Below are 19,723 nucleotides of genomic sequence, written 5' to 3'. Positions count from 1 at the left end.
AAGAACTGGAGCAGTCATGAAGGAAGCAATTGTCGTCGGTGTCAGCGATGCGCCCAGTAGTGAGGCTGCGACCCGATGGGCCGTGCAAAGGGCCGCTGCCCTTAAATTACCTGTGCTCCTGGTACACGCTGTGGATGATCGTTGGGCCTACGATGCCATCGGCTATAACGAGTGGATCCGGGAGTCCGGTGAAAAATTCCTTGTTACTGCCAAAGACCGGGCCGAAAAAGTCGAGCCAACGGTCAAAATCAGCACGGATCTCGTCTCGGGAGGAGCCGGGTACGCCCTGCGCAAGCGGTCAAAAACCGCATCGATGGTGGTTATTGGTTCCGGCCACAGTTGGGCCGGCGGATCGCTCGCGGATCGTGCGCTACAGGTTGCTGCCGTGGCGAAGTGCCCCGTAGCGGTGATCGCTGAACATGATATGACCAGTCGACACGGCGTTCTGGTCGGAGTTGATGGTTCCGAAGAATCCACTCAGGCCGTGGCATTCGCTGCCGCAGAGGCAGACCGTGAAGGGCAGGAGCTAACCGTGCTGCACGCTTTCCGGACACCGGATCCATGGGTGGATCGGGGAGTGCCCCACGGCAATTTCTTTGAACTCGTGACCGAGGAGGAACGGGTGGTTCTTGCGGAAACGGTCGCGGGCTTGGCGGATAAATATCCGGATCTTGTTGTGCACCAGAACTTGGAGACCCACATGCGTCCTGGCGAGGCGCTGGTAAATGCCGCCGCAACAGCCCGCCTGTTGGTCGTCGGCAGCAGGGGCCGTGGCGGCTTCAAACGTCTACTGATGGGATCTACGGCCCACGCAGTCCTCACCAAACTGCCCTGCCCAACAATCATCACCAGGATCCAGCCAGTCAAGCATTCCGAGTAAGTAGCGAGCAGCAGGCCCTGGAACCCAATGGCTCCCCGGGCCTGCTGCTCATTACTGCTCCCTCGCTTCCAGTGGGGGCCTTACCACCACGACAGGACAGGAAGCATGATGGAGAACGGCATGCGCCGTTGAGCCAATACTGCCGCGGACAAGACCCTGCCCCATAGTTCCCACAACGATTAACTGGGCATCTTTCGCTGCACTAAGGAGCGTTCCGGCAACGGAGGTCCCCGTGAGCAGGAGGTCTTCAAGCTCGAGTTCGGGCGAGGTGTTGCGCACGGTACGTACTGCCGAATGCAATATTTCCAGGGGACCAACGTCACTTGCTTCAGCGTGGGCTTCGTGTCTCTTTCGGACATGCACAATCCGAAGCGATGTGCCCGCATAGGAAGCATGAGAAGCGGCATAGTGAAGCGAAGCCTCCCAGCCTTCCCGATCTATGCCAACGACGACGGGTCCATCCGGGTGGTCGGTGGACCGAACAACAGCCACGGGACACGCTGCAGTGGCGGCCAACTCCAGGCTCACGGATCCCACGAGCAGGCCCATAAAGCCTCCTATCCCCCGACTTCCCACAACCAGCATGGAGGCGCCTCCCGCCAACTTGCGAAGGTTCTCGGCCGGCCAGCCGTACACCAGGCTCTTCGTGATTTCCACCGACTCAGAAGCCTGACGGGCGCACGCGACCCCCTCGGCAACTATTGATTCAGCGGCGTGTCGCAGGCCGCTGTCAGCTACACCCGGCACGGGTTCCATGTTGTGTGTTATGGCCGGCCAAAGGGAACAATGCACTAATTGCAGCGCGCAGCTTCTCAGCTCGGCTTGCCGGGTCGCCCACTGAACTGCCGTAACGGCCTCGGGAGACCCGTCAAATCCGACGACGATCCGCTCGCTCTCTTCCCGCTCGCTCTCTTTCATTGTTCCTTCTTTCCAAGCCTTGGACTGCCCTTTGGTAACCGTCAAGCCAGGAACACATTCCAGCCTGTCCAGCCGGTCATGCTGGGCAAGGTCATCTGAAACTCCCTATCTTCCGGCGTCAATTAACCTGGCCAGAGCTTGGCCCCACTTTGCGGCGCGGTGGAGCTCGTCTTCGCTTATCGAAGGTTCCTGGCTGACTTCGAAGCTCTCCGGTTCTGCAATGAGCTCGAAGCCGGCTTTTCGTAACCCGGAGGTGATGTGTTTGGATGCTCTGCCGGTGAGGAATGCCGGACCGTGGTTGCGGGTGTCGAATGCTGCGGCTTTTTGGCCCGGGATGGCAGGTCGGAGCTGGGCCAGCCACTCACGTATGCCGACGTTCGCATCGATATCGTGGCCAAGGGAACCGGTCGCGGCAGCGACGTTTGCTGCGGAGTGTCGTGTTGCGGGTCTGCTCATTCCGTGAGCATGGGTAGGTCCACCGACGATCAGCAAGGCACAATTACCCAGGTCATCGGCGACTACATCGGAAACGGAGACCGCTCTGGCCCCGGGCTCGCCATCAAAGCCGCTGGCAATTGCTTCAGCTACCCTGCGGGTAGTTCCGTACATTGTTTCGTAGACCACCAAGATGTCCATCATGGTCGCCCTTCAGTGGCTTCGGTCGAGTGGTCCTCAGGTACGTGGACCACGAGAACCGGGCAGTGGGCATGAGCAACGCACGCTGAGGTGACTGATCCCAGCAGCAAGCCTCCAAAACCACCGTGTCCACGTCGCCCCACAACGATCATGTCTGCCTTCCGGCTAGCTTCGATCAGTCCTTGTCTGGGATGACCCTGAACAAGCCGCGAATGGACGTTGTCGGGCTGGGTCGGGCCGAAGGCCATTTCCACGGACTGCTTCAGGATTCGCCCGGCGGCTTCCTCAAAACCGGTAATGCCCATCACCACATAGCCCTCGTAGACGGGGGGATAGTCCCAGAAAGCCGTGGCAACCACGTCAACGCCCAACGGCGTCGCCAACAGTTGGGCTTCTTGGAGTGCAGCTATGGACGCATCGGAGCCGTCGACTCCGACGATGATTTCTCCTGTTGAGCCGGCTTTGTCCATGACTGTTCTCCTGCCGAATGAAACGTTCGATCCCTCCACAATGGCGCTGCAGGGCGTCCTCGGACAGGGTCCAAAGTCACGGAGATGCTTATTGCGTGGGCGGGGATTCTTCGGAACGGAGGTCTTCGATTGTCTTTCTGAGAGTGCGGATGGTGTCATCCAATTCCGACGTGACATGCATCATCCGCTCAACGGCTGCGGGATCCACCAGGAATCGCTTCAAGTTCTGCATTCCCAAGCCGGCTGCAAATATACGCTGAATGACGAGGTCATGAAGGTCGCGGGCTATGCGCTCCCTGTCCGAGAGCAACAAGGCCTGCTCACGAAGGGCGCTTACTTCCGCGAGATCCAGTGCAAGGCCGATCCTGCTGCCAAACAATGCACTGGATTCCAGATCAGAACGGGAATAGGCCGCGCCGCCAACGGCCCGGGCCATCAGCAGAACTCCGTTTCCCCTCCCCCTGTGGCCCAGGGCCGCTACCAACACAGTGCCCAGCTTCTCCGACACCTCGGGACCGAGAACTTGTGAAGCATCCTGCACGAGGCGGGAGTCGCCAGTGGCAAGCACTGATGCTACTACCTCGGAGCCCGGCAATTGCTGGCCCGTGTTCAAGCCCTGCACTCCGACCGCCGATCTACAACGGACCTCTCCTCCGGGCGTTGGTATGGCAACGACACCCAGGATTGAGTCGGAAGCACGGACGGCCGCCTCCGCGACAAGATCCAGGTTGCCGGAGTCGTCGTCGGGCTTGCTTGCAATGAGGCGGCTGCCAAGCTCCATGCCCGCTTCCAACCATCGCTGCCGGCGATTGCTTTCGTCGAACAGGCGGGCGTTTTGGATGGCGACGCCGGCTGCTGCCGCCAGTGCGATGGCAAGCTCCTGATCATCTTGGCTGAAGTCCTTCCCGTCCCTCTTCTCGGTGAGGTACAGGTTGCCAAAAACAATATCGCGGACACGGATTGGTACTCCGAGAAACGACTTCATGGGAGGATGGCTTGCCGGGACTCCCACAGCCATTGGGTGAGCGGTGAGGTCGTGAAGACGGAGTGGTTCGGGTTCGCGGATCAGGTGTCCCAGGACACCATGCCCGGTGGGAAGATCGCCGATGGATCCAATGGCGTCCCCATCCATGCCGACCGTAATGAAGTGGCTTAGCTGCTTATCCTCTCCAATGACGCCAAGAGCTCCGTATTTGGCGTCCACCAACTCGCAGGCCGACCGGACGACGCGGTCCAGGACAACTTCCAGGCTGAGGTCCTCGGCAATGGAAATTACCGCTGAGAGCAACCCGTTCATTTGTTCCTGTGCATGGATCATCTCATCCGCACGCTGCACGAACTCACGGAGGAGTGTTTCAACGCGCCCCTTCAGTGGGGAGCGCCAAGGGTGATCCGCGCCCATAGGCCTTTACCTCCCTGCGCCGCTAATGGCCTGCCTCTCCCGAGTCTAGGTGAGTCGTCGGCATACGGGTACAGATCACGGGTCAAGGGCCCGAACACGTCTTGGGAGACATGACCTTCGACCCTACACCTGCCGTCAGGAGACTGGGACGATGACAAAGGTGATACCAGCATGGCGAAACATACTTCCATGAGAGCCGTTAGCACAGGCGGTAAAGGTCGGCGACGATGATCACACCCAACATCCCGATGGCGGGCCTTTCCGAAGAGGAAGTCTCCCAGCGGGTCCGGGACGGTCTCGTGAACGATTTGTCGACACCTCCCAGCCGTAGCCTGTTGGCCATAGTCCGTGCCAATGTACTCACGCTGTTCAATGGCATCGTAGTGGCGGGTTTCAGTTTGCTGCTGTTCCTTGGGCAGTGGAGGGACGCGCTCTTCGGGCTGGCGGCCATAGGAAACGCCCTCATTGGCGTGGTTCAGGAATACCGCGCCAAACGATCCCTCGACCGCTTAACCATCGTCCACGGAGCAATGGCCAGAGTGGTGCGGGAGGGAAATGTTCAGGAAATCCCCGCACATGACGTGGTGCTGGATGACTTACTTCTGCTTAGTGCAGGTGATCAAGTCCCAGCAGACGCCCATATTGTTGGACCGGGTTCGCTTGAAGTCGACGAGTCACTACTGACAGGTGAATCGGCACCTGTCACCAAACACCGGGGGGATGTGCTGTTGGCCGGGTCGCTGGTCTTCACCGGCTCCTGCCATACCCGGGTATTCAGGGTTGGCCATGAGACCTTTGCCAACCGGCTGGCCGCCGACGCCAAGCGGTTTTCGCTCGTCAGTTCAGAAATACGCACAGGTATCAATCGGGTGCTGCGGGTTCTCGCCTGGGTTGTCCTGCCGGTGACGTTGCTGGTGTTGAATTCACAGCTGCTCCAACAAGGGGGATGGGAGGCCGCACTGGCCTCTGGAGCTTGGGCACAGAGCGCTGTTTCGACTGTGGCAAGTACAATCGCCATGATTCCCCTGGGACTGGTACTCATGACCAGCGTGGCTTTCGCCGTAGGCGCCGTCCGCCTCGCGGGCCAGAAGGTCCTGGTCCAGGAGCTTGCAGCTGTAGAAGTGTTGGCCCGGGTCGACGTCCTGTGCTTGGACAAGACAGGAACGCTAACAGACGGACGAATGGCCTTCGACGCCGTTCACCAGCTTCGAGGTGAAGTCCAGGACGGCTGGCGACAGGCTTTGGCTTGGTTCGGGGCCAACGAGCCTGCCAACGCCACATCCCTGTCCATCGGAGACGCCTTTCCCCTCAAAGTGCAACTGACCCCTCTCTCTTCAGTGCCGTTCGACTCTACGCGCAAATGGAGCTCGGTGACCCTGCCCAATCTCCAAGGCGATTCCAGTACCTGGATTCTCGGCGCACCGGAAGTTGTATTTGCCGGCGAATCGCCTGACTGCAGGCTCGCGCGGCAACGGGCCGGGGAGTTGGTCTTGTCGGGGGTTCGCACCATGGGAATGTCCCGCTCGAGCCAATGTACCGAAGCGACTGAAAGTGCCTTGCCCGGTGACTGCGAGCCTGTCCTGGTGCTGACACTGCGGGAAAGTATCCGGTGGGATGCGCCGCGCACTTTGGCCTACTTCCGGGAGCAAGACGTCACCATAAAAATTCTTTCCGGAGATGACCCCAGAACCGTTGGTCTTCTGGCCCGGAAGTTGGGTCTGGAAAACCCGGATGCTATCGACGCCAGTAAATTGACTGGGGACCCGGCAGCCTTGCAGGATCTGGTGGACGCGCATTCAGTGTTCGGACGCGTCTCACCGGAACAAAAGAGGGAGCTGGTGCTTGCACTGCAACGTCGCGGTCACACGGTTGCCATGACCGGAGATGGAGTCAATGACACATTGGCGCTCAAGGTGGCCGATCTCGGCATAGCCATGGACTCCGCTGCTCCCGCAACCAAAGCCGTGGCACGCATCGTCCTGCTTGATGGCAGATTCAGCCGGCTTCCTGCCGTCGTGGCCGAGGGGCGGAGAGTGATCAACAATATGGAGCGTGTCTCCATGCTGTTTCTCAGCAAGACAGCCTACGCACTTGTGATCTCGCTACTATGCGGAGCACTCCTGCTCCCTTTCCCATTCCTTCCACGCCAGCTGTCTGCCATCGATGGCCTCACCATCGGGCTGCCTGCCTTTTTCCTGGCACTCCTGCCCAATAGGCACGACTATACGCGCGGATTCCTGCGGCGGTCATTAGCCTTCTCAATACCGGCAGGCGTGGCCATCGCCGTCGGGATCACCGCGCTCAATTTCTACGTCCAAGCTACGGGCCGTTTCAGCGTGGACCAGGCGCGATCCGCCTCATCGATGGCCTTGGCGCTCATAGGATCCTGGATCCTGGCGGTCATCGCGCGACCCCTCAACCTACGGAAGGCGGCCGTTATAGCCGCAATGTATCTGGGCACTGTCATCGTATTCACCTTCCCGCCCTTGAGTGGGTTCTTCCGACTTGAATGGCCCCCAGGAGACCTCTTCCTGGCGACTTTCGTAGTCGCGGTGGCGTCCAGCACCGCCGTCGAGATTGCCGGTCGACTCCGGAGGAGTCCTCCTCCCAGGCCACATGGCGAAGGACCATGACCTTCGGCTCTGGTTTACGGCGCTGAAAGCATGCAAACCTCCAGGCGTAGGACTACGAAAGGAAGCTGGCAATGCATGCATGGTGGGTAGCAGATCCAGGACCGATAGCAAACCGTCCCCTGGTGCAGGGGAAACGGAAAGACCCCCAACCACAGGCCGGGGAATTGCTGATCCGTATAAGTGTTTGCGGTGTGTGCCGAACGGACCTTCACCTGGCTGAAGGTGATTTACCGCCCCGCAATGCCAATGTAGTGCCGGGCCACGAAGCCGTCGGAACAGTCCTCGAAACCGGGTCCACTGAAAGCAGGTTCGCGCCCGGAGACCGGGTTGGTGTTCCATGGCTCGGCGGCACCTGTGGAACGTGTACCTTCTGCCTCCGCGGCAACGAGAACCTCTGCGTGGCGCCAACGTTTACTGGATGGGACCGTGACGGCGGGTTCGCGGAGATGATGACGGCCCACGAGGACTTTGTCTATGCTATTCCGTCCGGCTTCACCGATGAACAGGCCGCCCCGCTTCTGTGCTCGGGAATTATCGGTTACCGCGCGTTGAAGCGAGCTGCCCTGCCGCCAGGAGGGCGCCTGGGCATCTACGGCTTTGGGGGTTCCGCCCACCTCACGGCGCAGATTGCGATGCATCAGGGCGCCTCCATCTACGTCATGACACGTTCAACAGAAGCACAGGCGCTCGCCCGGTCCTTAGGCGCCGCGTACGTGGGCGGCGCCTCAGACGAGCCTCCGGTCAAGCTCGATTCAGCCATTCTCTTTGCACCAGTAGGAGAGCTGGTGCCCACCGCATTGAGGTCCTTGAACCGAGGAGGGACCCTGGCAATTGCCGGCATACACCTCACCGACATTCCCTCACTCAACTACGCCGATGACCTCTTCTACGAACGCCAACTCCGAAGCGTAACCGCCAACACACGCGCGGACGGGGTGGAACTCCTCGCCCTTGCCGCGGACATGGCGTTAAAGCCGACCACAACCTCATACGACTTCTCGCGTGCAGACCAGGCCTTGGACGATTTGGCCAATGACCGGATTACCGGAGCCGCCGTGTTGAAAATCAGCTGATGGGTAACGGCCATCGCCCCAGCTCGCCAGGATGCCCAAGGCTTCAAGGCTGTTCGCTGCGGCTCGTCGATTCCAGCCGGAAGCTTCGACTGTGCCCACAGGCGAGCATCACGGTCTGGTCATGGACTGTGACCCGGACAGGCGGGGCGTCGCCGGCGGCAGAGGATATTCGGATGCGTCCATCTTTCAGCTGGATGTCCATCAGGTGTCCCCGATAAGTCACGTGGAAGGAAACCGATCGAAGGCCGTGGGGCATGTTCGGTGTGAACGACAACCCCCTCCGGTCCAGCCGTAGCCCAGCGAAGCTTCTTTGGACGACGTCTATTGTGCCCGCCATCGCTCCAAGGTGTATTCCCGCCTTTGTGGTGCCATGCTGGGTGTCATCAAGGTCGGCGTCAAGGGCTTCCCGAAAGCTGTCCCATGCCCGCTCCGGGTCCAAGGCTGCCAATACTGAGGCGTGCGCGACCCTGCTCAATGTGGAACCGTGGGCCGTTCGGGCCAAGTAGTACTCGATCGTTCGATCCAACTGTTCCTGCTGCAAGTCGTACCCAAGGCGCCCCAGAAACGAAATAAGCCCCTGGCGTCCCAAGAGGTAGGGCAGCATAAGGACATCTGCCTGTTTGGCCAGCTTGTACCTATTGACGTCATCGCCCTCTGCCTCGAGGATGAGATCCAGCCGCTCAATGTTCTCGTACTGTTGGCGGTACTTGTCCCAGTCCAGTTCTTCCAATTGGTCATAACCGGCAAATTGGCTGATGATTCCATCCTCGGCGAATGGCACAAACACGGTACGGGACAGACGGCCCCACCGGATAACTTCCTGTTCGGTGATGCCAAGGCGTTCCAGAAGGTCGGCCAATTCATGGCCCGAGAAAGTTTCGGGAATCCCGGCTGCACAGCCCCATACCCACGCAGCCATCACGTTCGTATACGCGTTGTCATCTAGGCCGGGGTTTCCGTGTCCATGCAACCATGTGTGATACTCGTCCGGCCCCACCACGCCCCGGATGTGGTAGCGGTGGTCACCGGGGTCGTACTCAGCGACGGCGGCAAAATAACGGGCAACTTCCACCACAAGCTCTGCCCCCTTCTGAGAAAGCCACGCCACGTCATTGGTCGCTTCAAAGTACTGCCACGCGTTGAAAGCCACAGCCAGCCCTACGTGCATTTGCAGGTGCGAGTGGTCCGCCACCCAACGACCCGAACGTGCGTTATATAGCCACTGCGGGGTTTCTTCCCTCCCGTCACTCCCGCTTTGCCAGGGAAACCTGGCACCGGGCATGCCGTGTTGAGCCGCAGCCTGCCGTGCCGCCGGGAGCCGCCTCCATCGGTAGTCCAGCAAGGCCCGCGCCACTGCAGGTGTCCTGGACGTGAGAACGGGAAGTACGAACAACTCGTCCCAAAAGACATGACCACGGTAGCCTTCGCCATGCAGCCCCCGTGCAGGTACGCCAACATCAAGTTCAGTGGTATGCAACGTCAACGTCTGTAGAACGTGGAACAAGTGAAGGTTCAAAACGAGCTGTACCTGTGCTGGGGCGTCGAGATGGACCAAGAATGGACGTACCATCCGCTGCCATGCGGACTGGTGGGCCCGCAGGAGCTTATCGAAATCACAGCCGGCGCGTTCCAGGCTTGCGGCGGCCGCAGTACCGGCCGACGAAATAGGCCGATCCCGTGACGTGGCAACGGCCACAATCCTCGTAACCGTCACCGCGGCTCCATCAGCACAATGGGCTTCAAAAGTCCGAAAGTGGAATGCCCCTTTGCTCCCGGGGGTCCCATTGGTACCTGCCAACTCAACGCGAAGTCCAACGGCCAGCCGGATCTGGCTTTGGCTGGTTTCCGCTTCCACCATCAAGGTAGTGCCTGGACCGCGGCCCGCACCGTCCAACGTCGTCCGATCAATCAAATGGTTCCGACCGGTCAAAGGTGGCTCGGGAATGTTTGCGTTGCGTATGCCGACGTTGACCCCCACCCGGACTCCGATCAAGCCGCTCCAACCCAGCGGCCTAATGCGGGTCTTTATGGCGAGCAGATGGGGGTCTGCCATGGAGACGAATCGCGTTTCCCTGACTTCCAGACGTCGTCCGTCCGGTGACCCCAGAACGAGCCTGCGTTTGAGGACTGCCTTGTCCATATGAAGCGTCCTTCGTTCATGAACAGTTTCCAGCCCGTCGCGGGACCACCATGGGCTACCCTCCAACCGCAGATCCATCGGGAGGCAATCCGGACCGTTGACCATGTGTTCTTCGAGTACGGTCTCTTGGCCAATGCCCACGGAGACACGGTTGAACACTCCGGCCAGATACAGTCCCGGATATCGCGTCCTCCTGTGGATTTCGGTTACGGCGCCTCGGACGCCCATGTAGCCATTTCCGAGTGTTGTGAGTGCCTCACGATGTCCTTCGTGGTCTGGATCCGTTCCTTCAAAAATCAGCTTCCAGGGGTCACCCATGACAAGCCCAAGATCAAGTTCGCTGACGTCGTTGAGCACTACGTTCGCGCCGGCGGCTTCGAGTTCGTTCCGGGTCCCCAGACGGTCGATCCCCACCACCAGCCCGAACCCGCCCCGATGAGCCGACTGCACCCCCGCGACTGAGTCTTCTATAACCACGGCACGCTTTGGCAGGACCTTCAATCGGCGCGCTGCCTCAAGGAACACATCTGGCGATGGCTTCCCGGGTAGACCGAGGGTCGTGGCTGCCGTGCCGTCCAGGACGACGGCAAAGGTATCTGCCATGCCTGCCGCTGCGAGTATTGCAGTTGCATTACGGCTCGAGGTCACGAGCGCCACTGGAACTCCTGCTGCCTTCAAATTCGCCAGGAACTGTACTGTTCCGGGATAGGTTTGAACACCGTCGTCCCTCAGCCGCGCCAGATAGGCCTTGTTCTTCAGCGCACCCAACCCGAATGCGGTCCACTCACCTGTGGGGTCGCTTGGTAGTCCCGGCGGGATGCGAACACCCCGGGACGCCAACAGATCCGTCAAACCTTGTTCCCGGGGCTTGCCGTCCAACAACGTGAAGTAGTCGTTCGGTGTGAAGGCCCGGTGATCGGCATCTGCCGGAAAACGGGCATCATGGATGATCGCATCGTAGGCATCTTTCCAAGCCCTTTGATGGACCGTGGCAGTAATGGTCACTACCCCGTCCAGATCAAAAATGACGCCGTCATAAGGGGGTTTGGCCGCAGCAGCGGTGGGTGATCCCTTCATCTCCCGGCCTGGGCCGGCCGCTGTTCGGCGGACAATATCATTGGCAAAGTGCGGAGGAAAGTGTCCGGGTTCAATGAGATTGAATCAATACCTTCACGGACCAGGAATCCGGCGAAGTCGGGGTGGTTGCTGGGCCCTTGACCACACAATCCGATCTTGATTCCTGCAGCATGGGCCTCCGTGATGACTTGTGAAATCATCGTCGTCACGGCAGGATCCCGTTCATCAAAGAGGCCGGCCAACTGTTCCGAATCACGGTCCACGCCCAGAACCAGTTGAGTGAGGTCGTTTGATCCGATGGAGAAGCCGTCAAACCTCCGCGCAAACTGCTCTGCCAGGACTACGTTCGACGGCACTTCGCACATCATGTAAATCTTCAGCCCGTTATTGCCGCGCACCAGTCCGTGGGCCGCCATGACAGCCAAAACCGTTTCCGCTTCATGGACCGTGCGGCAGAACGGAACCATAACGATGACATTTGTAAAGCCAATAACTTCCCGGACGCGCTTCAGGGCCCGGAGTTCCAGTTCGAAACCCTCCTTGTACTCTTTGCTGTAGTACCTGGCTGCACCACGGAAGCCCAGCATTGGGTTTTCTTCGGGATGCTCGAAGAATTTTCCTCCCATGAGATGGGCGTACTCGTTGCTCTTGAAATCACTAAGCCGAACTACCACAGGCTTGGGATGGAACGGCGCTGCAATTTTCGCAATTCCCGTAGCCAGAACAGAGACGAAATATTCCTCAGGACTCTCATAATTGACCGTCAGCTCACGTATGGACCTCGCCTCGGCGGCATCGGTGACCCGTTCAGGGTGAACCAGGGCCATCGGGTGAACCCGGATCAAGTTATTGATGATGAATTCCATTCTGGCCAAGCCCACGCCAGCTGCCGGCAGCCGCCACCATCGAAACGCGGCGGAGGGGCTGGCGACGTTGATCATGACATCGGTCCGGGTGGACGGAAGAGTTCCCACATCCACTTCTTCGACGTCGAACTCCAGCTTTCCCTCATATACCCGGCCTTGCTCACCTTCAGCGCATGACACCGTGACTTGCGCGCCAGGCTTGAGGAGTCCCGTTGCGTTCCCGGTTCCAACGACTGCGGGGACACCGAGCTCCCTGCTGACGATGGCAGCGTGGCTGGTGGGGCCACCGTGATCCGTAACAATGCCGGCCGCCCGTTTCATGACAGGAACCCAATCGGGGTCGGTCATCTGTGTGACCAGAATCGAGCCTTCCACAAACGATTCAATGTCCCCCGCATCCCGGATGACGCACACAGGGCCTTGGGTGATCGACTCCCCTACCGCCGCACCGGTTGCCAGTATCCTGCCTGGGTGCCGCAGGTGGTGCATTCGGAATGTTGATGCAGACAGTTGGGCCTGGACGGTTTCCGGGCGTGCCTGAACCATGAACAGCTCGCCGGTGACCCCGTCCTTTGCCCATTCCATATCCATGGGACGCCCGTAGTGCTCTTCCACCGCTACAGCCCATCGAGCCAACTTCAGTACCTCCGGATCCGTCAGGACCAGCGACCGCCGTTCCTGATCGCTCGTGTCCATCATCTGCGTCCGGGCAGTGCCACCTTGGCTGTAAACCATCTTCCGTTCCTTGGCCCCGACCTCCCGCTGGATGACCGGGACAAGCGTCGGATCGCCCAGCAGGGGCTTGAACACTTGGTACTTATCAGGGTTGATGGTTCCTTGAACGACCGTCTCGCCCAGCCCCCAAGCCGCACTGATAAGGACGCTCCGTGGAAAACCGGACTCTGTATCAATGGAAAACATGACCCCTGAGGCCCCGACATCGGAGCGGACCATGCGCTGCACACCAACGGACAGCGCCACATCGAGGTGCCCAAAACCTTTGATCTCCCGATAGCTGATGGCTCGATCCGTGAACAGGGAGGCGTAGCACTGCCTGCAGGCTTGAAGGACTCCTCGCTCTCCTGAAATGTTGAGGTAGGTTTCCTGCTGGCCTGCAAAGCTCGCATCCGGTAGATCCTCTGCCGTTGCGCTGCTCCGTACGGCCACCGCGAGCTGATCCTGGCCAGCGCGTTGACACAGCATGCTGTAGCTCTCCTGCACGCTGCGGGCGAAGTCCGCCGGGAATTCCGCGGACAGGAATGATTCCCTGATGGCGCTTCCAGCTTGTCGCAACGATGAGCGTCCGGAATGGTAATCATCCAAGGAGAGGCTGATCACCGATTCCAGGGCGTTCGCGGAAAGGAATTGCCGATATGCGTCAGCCGTTGTGGCAAATCCGTCAGGTACCTTCACGCCCGCGGACCGCAGGGACCTCGTCAGCTCACCGAGAGAGGCATTCTTGCCGCCCACGGAGGGGATGTCCTGGATACCTGAATCTTCAAACCACAAGACGTGGGCGCTGTTCAACGAAGCTTCACGTGCTGAATACATGCCTTGATTCTGCACGCCCAGCCACTGCATGAGGAGGGTCTTTGGTCCCCTGCCCCGCTGTGACTTTTGGCCCTGTTTCGCCACGTGCAGGCGGCCCATGCTGGACAGGAGAGCAGGAGGCAAAACCATGGAACTCTCCAACTTTGAGAAGCTGGAACTGGACAAGATCGCTCGGGGCCTCGAAGAAGAGGATCCGAAGCTGGCCGCCCTCATGAGCTTGGAAAATCTTGGACGAATCCGGTGGAAGCATGCCTTCCGCGGAGCCCTTGTTGGCCTTGCGGGACTCGGTTTGCTGCTGGCCGGGGTCGCGGTGGGGGAACCAGTGCTCGGCATAACGGGCTTCATGGTGATGGGCGGCGGCACCTACTGGGCAACTCTCTTCATGGATGCCCATCCCGCCCGGCGGAAGACCCAGGCCGCCAGGCTCCACCACGAAAACGACAAGGAAACACCGTGAAGGCAGTTATTGTTTACGACTCCGCTTTCGGAAACACAAAGGAAATCGCGGAGGCTGTCGCCTCCGGCTTGGGAACGGCCAAGGCCAGGACAGTGCCGATCGCGCAGTTCCGGCGTGGGGATGTCTCGGCTGGCGACCTGTTGGTGGTGGGAAGCCCCATCAACGGCTGGCGGCCAACGCCGAAGATCATGGAAGGTCTGGCAGCTGTTGGCATGCAGGGACTTTCGGGAGTCCTGGCAGCTGCCTTTGACACCAGAGTCAAGCTGTTCATTCATGGCGATGCAGCGAAAAAGATCTCCCGGCAACTCAGAAACGCGGGTGCAACACTCGTCAGCCAACCCATGCCTTTCTATGTCAAGGGCACGGAAGGTCCCCTTCTGGCCGGCGAGCCTGAGCGGGCAAGGAATTGGGGCGGGGAGCTGCTAACGCTGATGAATACCCGTGCAACCAAGAGGAGCGCATGATGGCCGGTCGCTTGGACCCCAGCAAGATCATCGTTGGCGTCGATGGGTCCAAGGCGTCAGTGGAGGCGTTGCGCCAGGGCCAACATCTTGCGATGGCCCTCAACGCGCCGTTGGAGGCATGGGGCTGTTGGGAGCTGCCGCTCGGATACGAGGGATACCTGGCGATGGGCATCGATGGCTTCGCCCATGATGCAGAGCAGCACGTAAAGGATGCCCTTGAGGAGGCATTCGGGGCCCACCTGCCAAAGAACCTCAGCACCCGACTTGTCCAAGGCTCGGCACGGGCTGCCTTGGTGGAGGGCAGCAAGCATGCAGCACTCGTCGTCGTCGGCCGCCGTGGACATGGTGGCTTTGGTGGCCTCCTTCTGGGTTCTGTGAGTTCCGCAGTCGTGGCGCACGCCCACTGCCCCGTCGTCGTCGTCCATTCCCCCGAAACCGCTCCCTGAGATGCAACCGGACCAGAAGATGCGGCTTCCAGCCCATGAGCCAACGGTTCCGGCTACAGCCAGCCCAGGTGCAGTGATCGAGTGCACAGGCCTGAGCAAAACATTCGGGCGCAAAAAAGCGCTCGACGCTGTCAACCTGAGCGTGCCCGCAGGGTCGATCTTCGGTTTCCTGGGACCCAACGGTGCAGGAAAGACCACCCTGCTCCGCATCATGACCGGCCTCTCCCGTGCTTCATCCGGTGGCTTGCAGATACTGGGCATGGATGTTGGTGCGGAAGCCCCCGAGGTCCGTCGCGAGGTTGGTTACCTCCCTGACGTTCCGGCGTTCTACGACTGGATGACGGCTTCCCAAACTCTTCAACTTGCAGGCAGGTTGTGTGGGCTTAAGGGCGGAATCCTGGACGAACGGGTCCAGGAGTTGTTGGGCTTCATGGGGTTGGCTGGAAACAACCAGGCAATCGGGAAGTACTCCCGGGGAATGCGTCAACGCCTGGGTGTGGCACAGGCCCTCATCAATTCACCCAAACTGCTCTTGCTGGACGAACCCACCAGTGCACTGGATCCCGGGGGCCGAAGGGACCTCCTGGATTTCATCGGAGGACTGCGAGGTGGGACCACCGTGTTTTTCTCAACGCATATCCTCAGCGATGTAGAGCGCGTTTGTGACTCAGTGGCCATCCTCAATAAGGGAAGAATCCTCTCACAATCCTCGATGGATGAGCTCCGGGCCAGGCATGGACAACAAACCATCGCAGTGGAGGTCAGCACGGGAGCCGAGAGGCTCGCCCATGCCATTGCGGGCAGGGCCTGGACCATATCGGTACATCCTGGCCAGCGGGGGGAGATCCTGACGCGGGTGTCGGATGTGGCTGCTGCCCAACACGAGATCCCCACCATGGTCAGCGAACAAGGCACGGGATTGGTTCGCTTGGAAAGCGCCGAGATCAGCTTGGAAGACGTCTTCCTCGAACTCATTGGAGAACCGGAGCCGTGAAAACCTTTCCAGTCCTCGCTTGGAAGGAAGCCCAGGAAATAATCCACACCTGGCGCATCTGGGTGCTTCCGGCCATGGTGATCTTCTTTGCTGTCATCGGCCCGCCGCTGGCGCGGATCACTCCTGAGCTCTTGGGATCTCTTACCGCCGGGACCAAGGGGTCGGTCACGCTGCCGCCGGCAACTTTTGCCGACGCGTACGGGCAATGGATTAAGAACCTCTCCCAGATCATCCTGTTCGCGATCATCATTATGTACGGCGGAATGGTCTCCACCGAGGTCCGCGAGGGCACTGCAGCTTTCGTACTCACCAAGCCCGTGCGTCGAAGCACGTTCATCATGGCCAAAGCAACCGTCCACGGGCTCTTTGTCAGCATCGCGTTTGTGGTGGGCACCCTGGCAACATGGTTCATGACGCAGCTGGTCTTTGGCGCCGCACCCGCTGGCCAGCTCTGGGCTCCGGCGCTCCTGCTGCTCCTTTTCGCACTCCTTGTCCTCGCCTTCATGGAACTCTTCTCAGTTCTGATTCCGGCCACTGCAGGGGCTGCCGGGGCCGGACTTGGCCTGTACGCCCTGTTGGCGGCGGGCGGAGCGTGGGATCCGTTGGCCAGCTATTCTCCGGCTGGCGTTCCCGCCATTGCTGCCGCGATGGCGGCGAATCAAGCACACATGTCGCCGGCATGGCCAGCGATCACCGGGCTTGTTGCCGCAATAGCCGCTGTCGCGTTGGCCGCGTTCCTCTTCAAACGGAAAGAACTGTAGCCATGACGAAGCCAGCCTCAATCGTGATGCTCGTCGTCGGGATCACACTGTCAATCTTTGGATTCGCGCTTACAGCCGGAGGGGCAGCGGCAGCGTTGCTGGCCTCAGGCCAGGGCGATGAAGGTTACTTCACATCCCGTACGGAGCGCTACACCGTTGCATCCTATGCATTGGTCTCGCCTCAACTGGATGCCATCGGCGAGGGCACTGCCGAGAGACTTCCGTTCGACGTTGGCACCCTGAGGCTCCGGGCTACGTCTGCGGATCCTGATGGGAGCGTCTTCATCGGCATTGCGCCCCAGGGTGATGTTGATGCGTATCTGAAGGGAGTCCACCACACAGAACTGCAGGAAGTGAAGTTCCAGCCCTTCCGCCCGGTCTATCGGGACATCCCCGGGTCCTCAACACCTGCCCTACCCGCTGGCCAACCCTTATGGGTGGCCTCCGCTTCCGGTCCAGGACAACAGGAACTCACCTGGAACATATCCGCGGGCAACTGGACCGTGGTTGTCATGAATGCCGACGCACGTGAGGGCGTTTCGGCCGACCTCCAGGCGGGCTTTCGATCAGAGCTTATTAAGCCTGCTGCCACTGGCCTGCTTCTCTCCGGCACCTTGGCTCTCGTCCTCGGAGTCCCGCTGTTGGTGGCCGGCGCAATCGGACTCGGCAGGCACGGCGGCGCAACTGCTCCCGCAGTCCTTCAGGCGCCCCTCGTTGGCGAACAACGGCAGGAACCGGCGGGCATCATCGGCCATCCGGTTCGCTTGGGGGGCCATCTTGATCCTGCCCTGACACGTTGGATGTGGCTGGTCAAATGGTTCCTTGCGATTCCGCATTTCTTCGTGTTGTTCTTCCTTTGGTTTGCTTTCGCGGTGACCACGGTTGTCGCCTGGTTTGCCATTCTCTTCACGGGCCATTACCCGCAGTCACTCTTCCACTTCAACGTGGGCGTCCTGCGATGGAACTGGCGCGTGGCCTTCTACGTCTACGCCGCCGGGGGCACGGATCAGTACCCGCCCTTCACGCTTGGACGCACCAACTATCCTGCCGACCTGGACATCGACTATCCGCCGCGCCTTTCCCGCGGATTGGTGCTCATTAAATCCTGGTTCCTGCTTATACCGCATTTGCTCATTGTCGGGGCCATCACTGGCACAGCGACGTGGGCATGGCGCACGAATGATGGACCCGCCGGTGTGGTGGGCGACCGCGGCGGAGGATTGTCGCTGCTTGCCCTTCTCGTGCTTATTGCACTGGTAATTCTTCTGTTCACGGGTAGGTATCCCCAGCCACTCTTTGCGTTCATCATGGGTCTCAACCGATGGGTCTATCGTGTCCTGGCCTATGGAGCCCTCATGCGCGATGAGTACCCGCCCTTCCGGCTGGACCAAGGCCCGGATGAGCCTGACTTCGTCGAACCACCGGGTCGAAACCGACGGGACGGCCACCTGTGACCGGGAACGGTCCCCCGGCGGACCTGCCGTCCCAAGGCAAAGCCCGACGGCGGATGGTCGCCGTCGTGGTCTTGGCCGCCGTATTGGTGGTGGCGGCAGGTCTCGCGCTGATGCTCAGCATGCGGCCCGGTGCTGCGCCGGAAGCTCCGGCGCAGGGGGCATCGTCGGAGTCTCCGGTCGCGACCACCTCACCGGGTTCCGCCGCAAGCTCCCACGAGGCGCCACCGTCCTCGGAGCCACCCTTGGTTCCTCCCCCTGAATCCGTGCCGGGCACTTCCGATACCGCACCTGCCACGCCACCTGTGCGCCCCTTCCCGGAGTCGCTTCTGGGCCAGGACCTAACGTCGATCCCGGGCGCGGGAAACAAGATTGCCTTGACATTCGATGGCGGCGCCAACGCAGCCGGGCTTCAAAGCATCCTGTCCACGCTCGACCGGGAGCAAATCAGCGCAACGTTCTTCCTGACGGGCACTTGGGCAGCGGCCAACCCGGACGGCGTGGCCCGGATTGCGGCAGCCGGGCATCGGCTGGGCAACCATTCAATGACCCACCCCGCTTTCACCCAGCTCACGGATTTGATGATTGCCGACGAAATCGGACGGGCCGAGTCGGCCATCGTTGCGGCCGGCGGTGCCCCCCGGCCGTTCTTTCGGTTCCCTTTCGGAGACCACGACTCCCGGACCATCAATACAGTCAACAGCCTCGGCTATGTGCCTGTGCGCTGGAGCGGGGACACTCTCGGATGGAAGGGAACCAGTGGTGGCATGACCCGTGAATCCGTAATCCAACGGGTACTGGGGGGCCTGCAACCGGGAGGCATCATCCTCATGCATATCGGTTCGAATCCTGACGACGGCAGCACCCTGGACGCAGACGCTTTGCCGCTCATCATTGAAGGGACAAGGTCCGCCGGATTCGGTTTCGCCACTCTCGATGCGCTGTTGGCCGGCTAGATGATTAAGTCCTATTGGATTTAGTGGTCGTAGGCGATGAGTGAGCGTTTGCGGGGCGCGTTGATGCGCCAGTTGTGCCAGATGCCTGCGGCGAGGGCGAGGAGTCTGGCAGCTACCCGGGCGTAGACGCCGGCCATGGTCCGTCCGCCGTGTTCTTCGAGGCCGAGTTGGCCCTTGAGGGTGTCGAAGACGGATTCAATCCATTGTCGGATGCCGCCGAGTTTGCCGAAGCGGGGTTTTTCGTCCTTGCGGTCCGGGCGGATCAGGTGCGCGCCGAGGTCCTCGGTGATGAACCGTTCGAAGTCGCGGCCGGCGAAGCCTTTGTCCCCGAGGATGACCTGTCCGGCCCGGATGAGGTGGTGGTCGTGTTCGAGTAGGGCTTGGGTGACCTCGCGTTCACCGATCTTCGGGTTCGCCAGGCCCCAGATCACGGGCATGCCGTCAGGGGTGCTGATCAGGTAGAGACGCAGGCCCCAGAAGAACCGGGAGTGGGAGGCACAGTAGCCGTAGCCGGCGTGCCCGGACAGGTCGGAGCGTTTGACGGTTTC

17 protein-coding genes are annotated in these 19,723 nt (G+C 60.4%); 10 read left to right on the top strand and 7 right to left on the bottom strand.

Annotated elements, in window-relative coordinates:
• Positions 1-16: 16 nt before the first annotated feature.
• Entirely contained in the window at positions 17-880 is an 864-nt protein-coding gene (locus AC1DCM_RS02580; RefSeq protein WP_442015661.1) for a universal stress protein, read from the top strand.
• 51 nt (positions 881-931) lie between these two features.
• Here AC1DCM_RS02580 and AC1DCM_RS02575 read toward each other — a convergent pair whose 3' ends face one another.
• The 4 genes from AC1DCM_RS02575 to AC1DCM_RS02560 all read right to left on the bottom strand — a co-directional run bounded on the left by AC1DCM_RS02575 (position 932) and on the right by AC1DCM_RS02560 (position 4,306).
• A complete protein-coding gene (locus AC1DCM_RS02575) occupies positions 932-1,798 on the bottom strand; it encodes a universal stress protein (protein ID WP_442015662.1) in 867 nt (288 codons plus the stop codon).
• Positions 1,799-1,903: 105 nt separating this feature from the next.
• Positions 1,904-2,437: a flavodoxin family protein gene (locus AC1DCM_RS02570; protein WP_442005510.1), complete on the bottom strand. Its 534-nt coding sequence runs from the start codon at positions 2,435-2,437 to the stop codon at positions 1,904-1,906.
• Positions 2,434-2,904 (bottom strand): universal stress protein, encoded by a 471-nt coding sequence (locus AC1DCM_RS02565; RefSeq protein ID WP_442015663.1) that lies wholly within the window; start codon positions 2,902-2,904, stop codon positions 2,434-2,436. Before AC1DCM_RS02565 ends, AC1DCM_RS02570 begins: the two co-directional genes overlap by 4 nt.
• Positions 2,905-2,992: 88 nt before the next feature.
• Positions 2,993-4,306: a GAF domain-containing protein gene (locus AC1DCM_RS02560; RefSeq protein WP_477517170.1), complete on the bottom strand. Its 1,314-nt coding sequence runs from the start codon at positions 4,304-4,306 to the stop codon at positions 2,993-2,995.
• Positions 4,307-4,533: 227 nt separating this feature from the next.
• Between AC1DCM_RS02560 and AC1DCM_RS02555 the strand changes: the two genes are divergently transcribed.
• On the top strand, positions 4,534-6,939 hold the full coding sequence (locus AC1DCM_RS02555) for an HAD-IC family P-type ATPase (RefSeq protein ID WP_477517169.1): 2,406 nt from the start codon (positions 4,534-4,536) through the stop codon (positions 6,937-6,939).
• Positions 6,940-7,010: 71 nt separating this feature from the next.
• Positions 7,011-8,012, top strand: a complete 1,002-nt coding sequence (locus AC1DCM_RS02550; RefSeq protein WP_442015666.1) for a zinc-dependent alcohol dehydrogenase family protein — start codon at positions 7,011-7,013, stop codon at positions 8,010-8,012.
• Positions 8,013-8,055: 43 nt separating this feature from the next.
• On the opposite strand, the gene AC1DCM_RS02545 is transcribed toward AC1DCM_RS02550, so the two are convergent.
• Positions 8,056-11,229: an HAD-IA family hydrolase gene (locus tag AC1DCM_RS02545; protein ID WP_477517168.1), complete on the bottom strand. Its 3,174-nt coding sequence runs from the start codon at positions 11,227-11,229 to the stop codon at positions 8,056-8,058.
• The gene (gene ppsA / locus AC1DCM_RS02540) at positions 11,226-13,646 is read right to left on the bottom strand and encodes a phosphoenolpyruvate synthase (RefSeq protein WP_442015668.1); all 2,421 of its coding nucleotides are present in this window, start codon (positions 13,644-13,646) and stop codon (positions 11,226-11,228) included. Before ppsA ends, AC1DCM_RS02545 begins: the two co-directional genes overlap by 4 nt.
• Positions 13,647-13,773: 127 nt before the next feature.
• On the opposite strand from ppsA, the gene AC1DCM_RS02535 reads away from it, so the two are divergent.
• The 7 genes from AC1DCM_RS02535 to AC1DCM_RS02505 are packed head-to-tail and all read left to right on the top strand — an operon-like array spanning position 13,774 to position 19,175.
• On the top strand, positions 13,774-14,103 hold the full coding sequence (locus AC1DCM_RS02535) for a DUF3040 domain-containing protein (RefSeq protein ID WP_442005516.1): 330 nt from the start codon (positions 13,774-13,776) through the stop codon (positions 14,101-14,103).
• Positions 14,100-14,567 (top strand): flavodoxin family protein, encoded by a 468-nt coding sequence (locus AC1DCM_RS02530; protein ID WP_442005517.1) that lies wholly within the window; start codon positions 14,100-14,102, stop codon positions 14,565-14,567. Before AC1DCM_RS02535 ends, AC1DCM_RS02530 begins: the two co-directional genes overlap by 4 nt.
• On the top strand, positions 14,567-15,013 hold the full coding sequence (locus AC1DCM_RS02525; protein ID WP_442005552.1) for a universal stress protein: 447 nt from the start codon (positions 14,567-14,569) through the stop codon (positions 15,011-15,013). Before AC1DCM_RS02530 ends, AC1DCM_RS02525 begins: the two co-directional genes overlap by 1 nt.
• Position 15,014: 1 nt before the next feature.
• Positions 15,015-16,007, top strand: a complete 993-nt coding sequence (locus AC1DCM_RS02520; protein WP_442015669.1) for an ABC transporter ATP-binding protein — start codon at positions 15,015-15,017, stop codon at positions 16,005-16,007.
• Positions 16,004-16,768 (top strand): ABC transporter permease, encoded by a 765-nt coding sequence (locus AC1DCM_RS02515; RefSeq protein ID WP_442015670.1) that lies wholly within the window; start codon positions 16,004-16,006, stop codon positions 16,766-16,768. The genes AC1DCM_RS02520 and AC1DCM_RS02515 overlap by 4 nt, the downstream gene beginning before the upstream one ends.
• Before the next feature lie 2 nt (positions 16,769-16,770).
• Positions 16,771-18,222, top strand: coding sequence for a DUF4389 domain-containing protein (locus AC1DCM_RS02510; RefSeq protein WP_442015671.1), 1,452 nt, complete (start codon positions 16,771-16,773; stop codon positions 18,220-18,222).
• Complete coding sequence (locus tag AC1DCM_RS02505; protein WP_442015672.1) at positions 18,219-19,175, top strand: polysaccharide deacetylase family protein; 957 nt, start codon at positions 18,219-18,221, stop codon at positions 19,173-19,175. The genes AC1DCM_RS02510 and AC1DCM_RS02505 overlap by 4 nt, the downstream gene beginning before the upstream one ends.
• 20 nt (positions 19,176-19,195) lie before the next feature.
• Here AC1DCM_RS02505 and AC1DCM_RS02500 read toward each other — a convergent pair.
• On the bottom strand, positions 19,196-19,723 hold a 528-nt coding region (locus AC1DCM_RS02500; protein ID WP_477517167.1), incomplete at its 5' end, for an IS982 family transposase.

The sequence above is a fragment of the Paenarthrobacter sp. 10N417 genome (assembly GCF_056394745.1).
Note: the sequence above shows the minus strand (reverse complement) of the source record. Positions and strands in the feature narration are given on the sequence as shown.

Bases quoted from the DNA above. Each gene is read 5' to 3' on its own strand.
- AC1DCM_RS02580 (WP_442015661.1), top strand. From the start codon at position 17: ATGAAGGAAGCAATTGTCGTCGGTGTCAGCGATGCGCCCAGTAGTGAG.
- AC1DCM_RS02575 (WP_442015662.1), bottom strand. From the start codon at position 1,798: ATGAAAGAGAGCGAGCGGGAAGAGAGCGAGCGGATCGTCGTCGGATTT.
- AC1DCM_RS02570 (WP_442005510.1), bottom strand. From the start codon at position 2,437: ATGATGGACATCTTGGTGGTCTACGAAACAATGTACGGAACTACCCGC.
- AC1DCM_RS02565 (WP_442015663.1), bottom strand. From the start codon at position 2,904: ATGGACAAAGCCGGCTCAACAGGAGAAATCATCGTCGGAGTCGACGGC.
- AC1DCM_RS02560 (WP_477517170.1), bottom strand. From the start codon at position 4,306: ATGGGCGCGGATCACCCTTGGCGCTCCCCACTGAAGGGGCGCGTTGAA.
- AC1DCM_RS02555 (WP_477517169.1), top strand. From the start codon at position 4,534: ATGATCACACCCAACATCCCGATGGCGGGCCTTTCCGAAGAGGAAGTC.
- AC1DCM_RS02550 (WP_442015666.1), top strand. From the start codon at position 7,011: ATGCATGCATGGTGGGTAGCAGATCCAGGACCGATAGCAAACCGTCCC.
- AC1DCM_RS02545 (WP_477517168.1), bottom strand. From the start codon at position 11,229: ATGAAGGGATCACCCACCGCTGCTGCGGCCAAACCCCCTTATGACGGC.
- ppsA (WP_442015668.1), bottom strand. From the start codon at position 13,646: ATGTATTCAGCACGTGAAGCTTCGTTGAACAGCGCCCACGTCTTGTGG.
- AC1DCM_RS02535 (WP_442005516.1), top strand. From the start codon at position 13,774: ATGGAACTCTCCAACTTTGAGAAGCTGGAACTGGACAAGATCGCTCGG.
- AC1DCM_RS02525 (WP_442005552.1), top strand. From the start codon at position 14,567: ATGGCCGGTCGCTTGGACCCCAGCAAGATCATCGTTGGCGTCGATGGG.
- AC1DCM_RS02520 (WP_442015669.1), top strand. From the start codon at position 15,015: ATGCAACCGGACCAGAAGATGCGGCTTCCAGCCCATGAGCCAACGGTT.
- AC1DCM_RS02510 (WP_442015671.1), top strand. From the start codon at position 16,771: ATGACGAAGCCAGCCTCAATCGTGATGCTCGTCGTCGGGATCACACTG.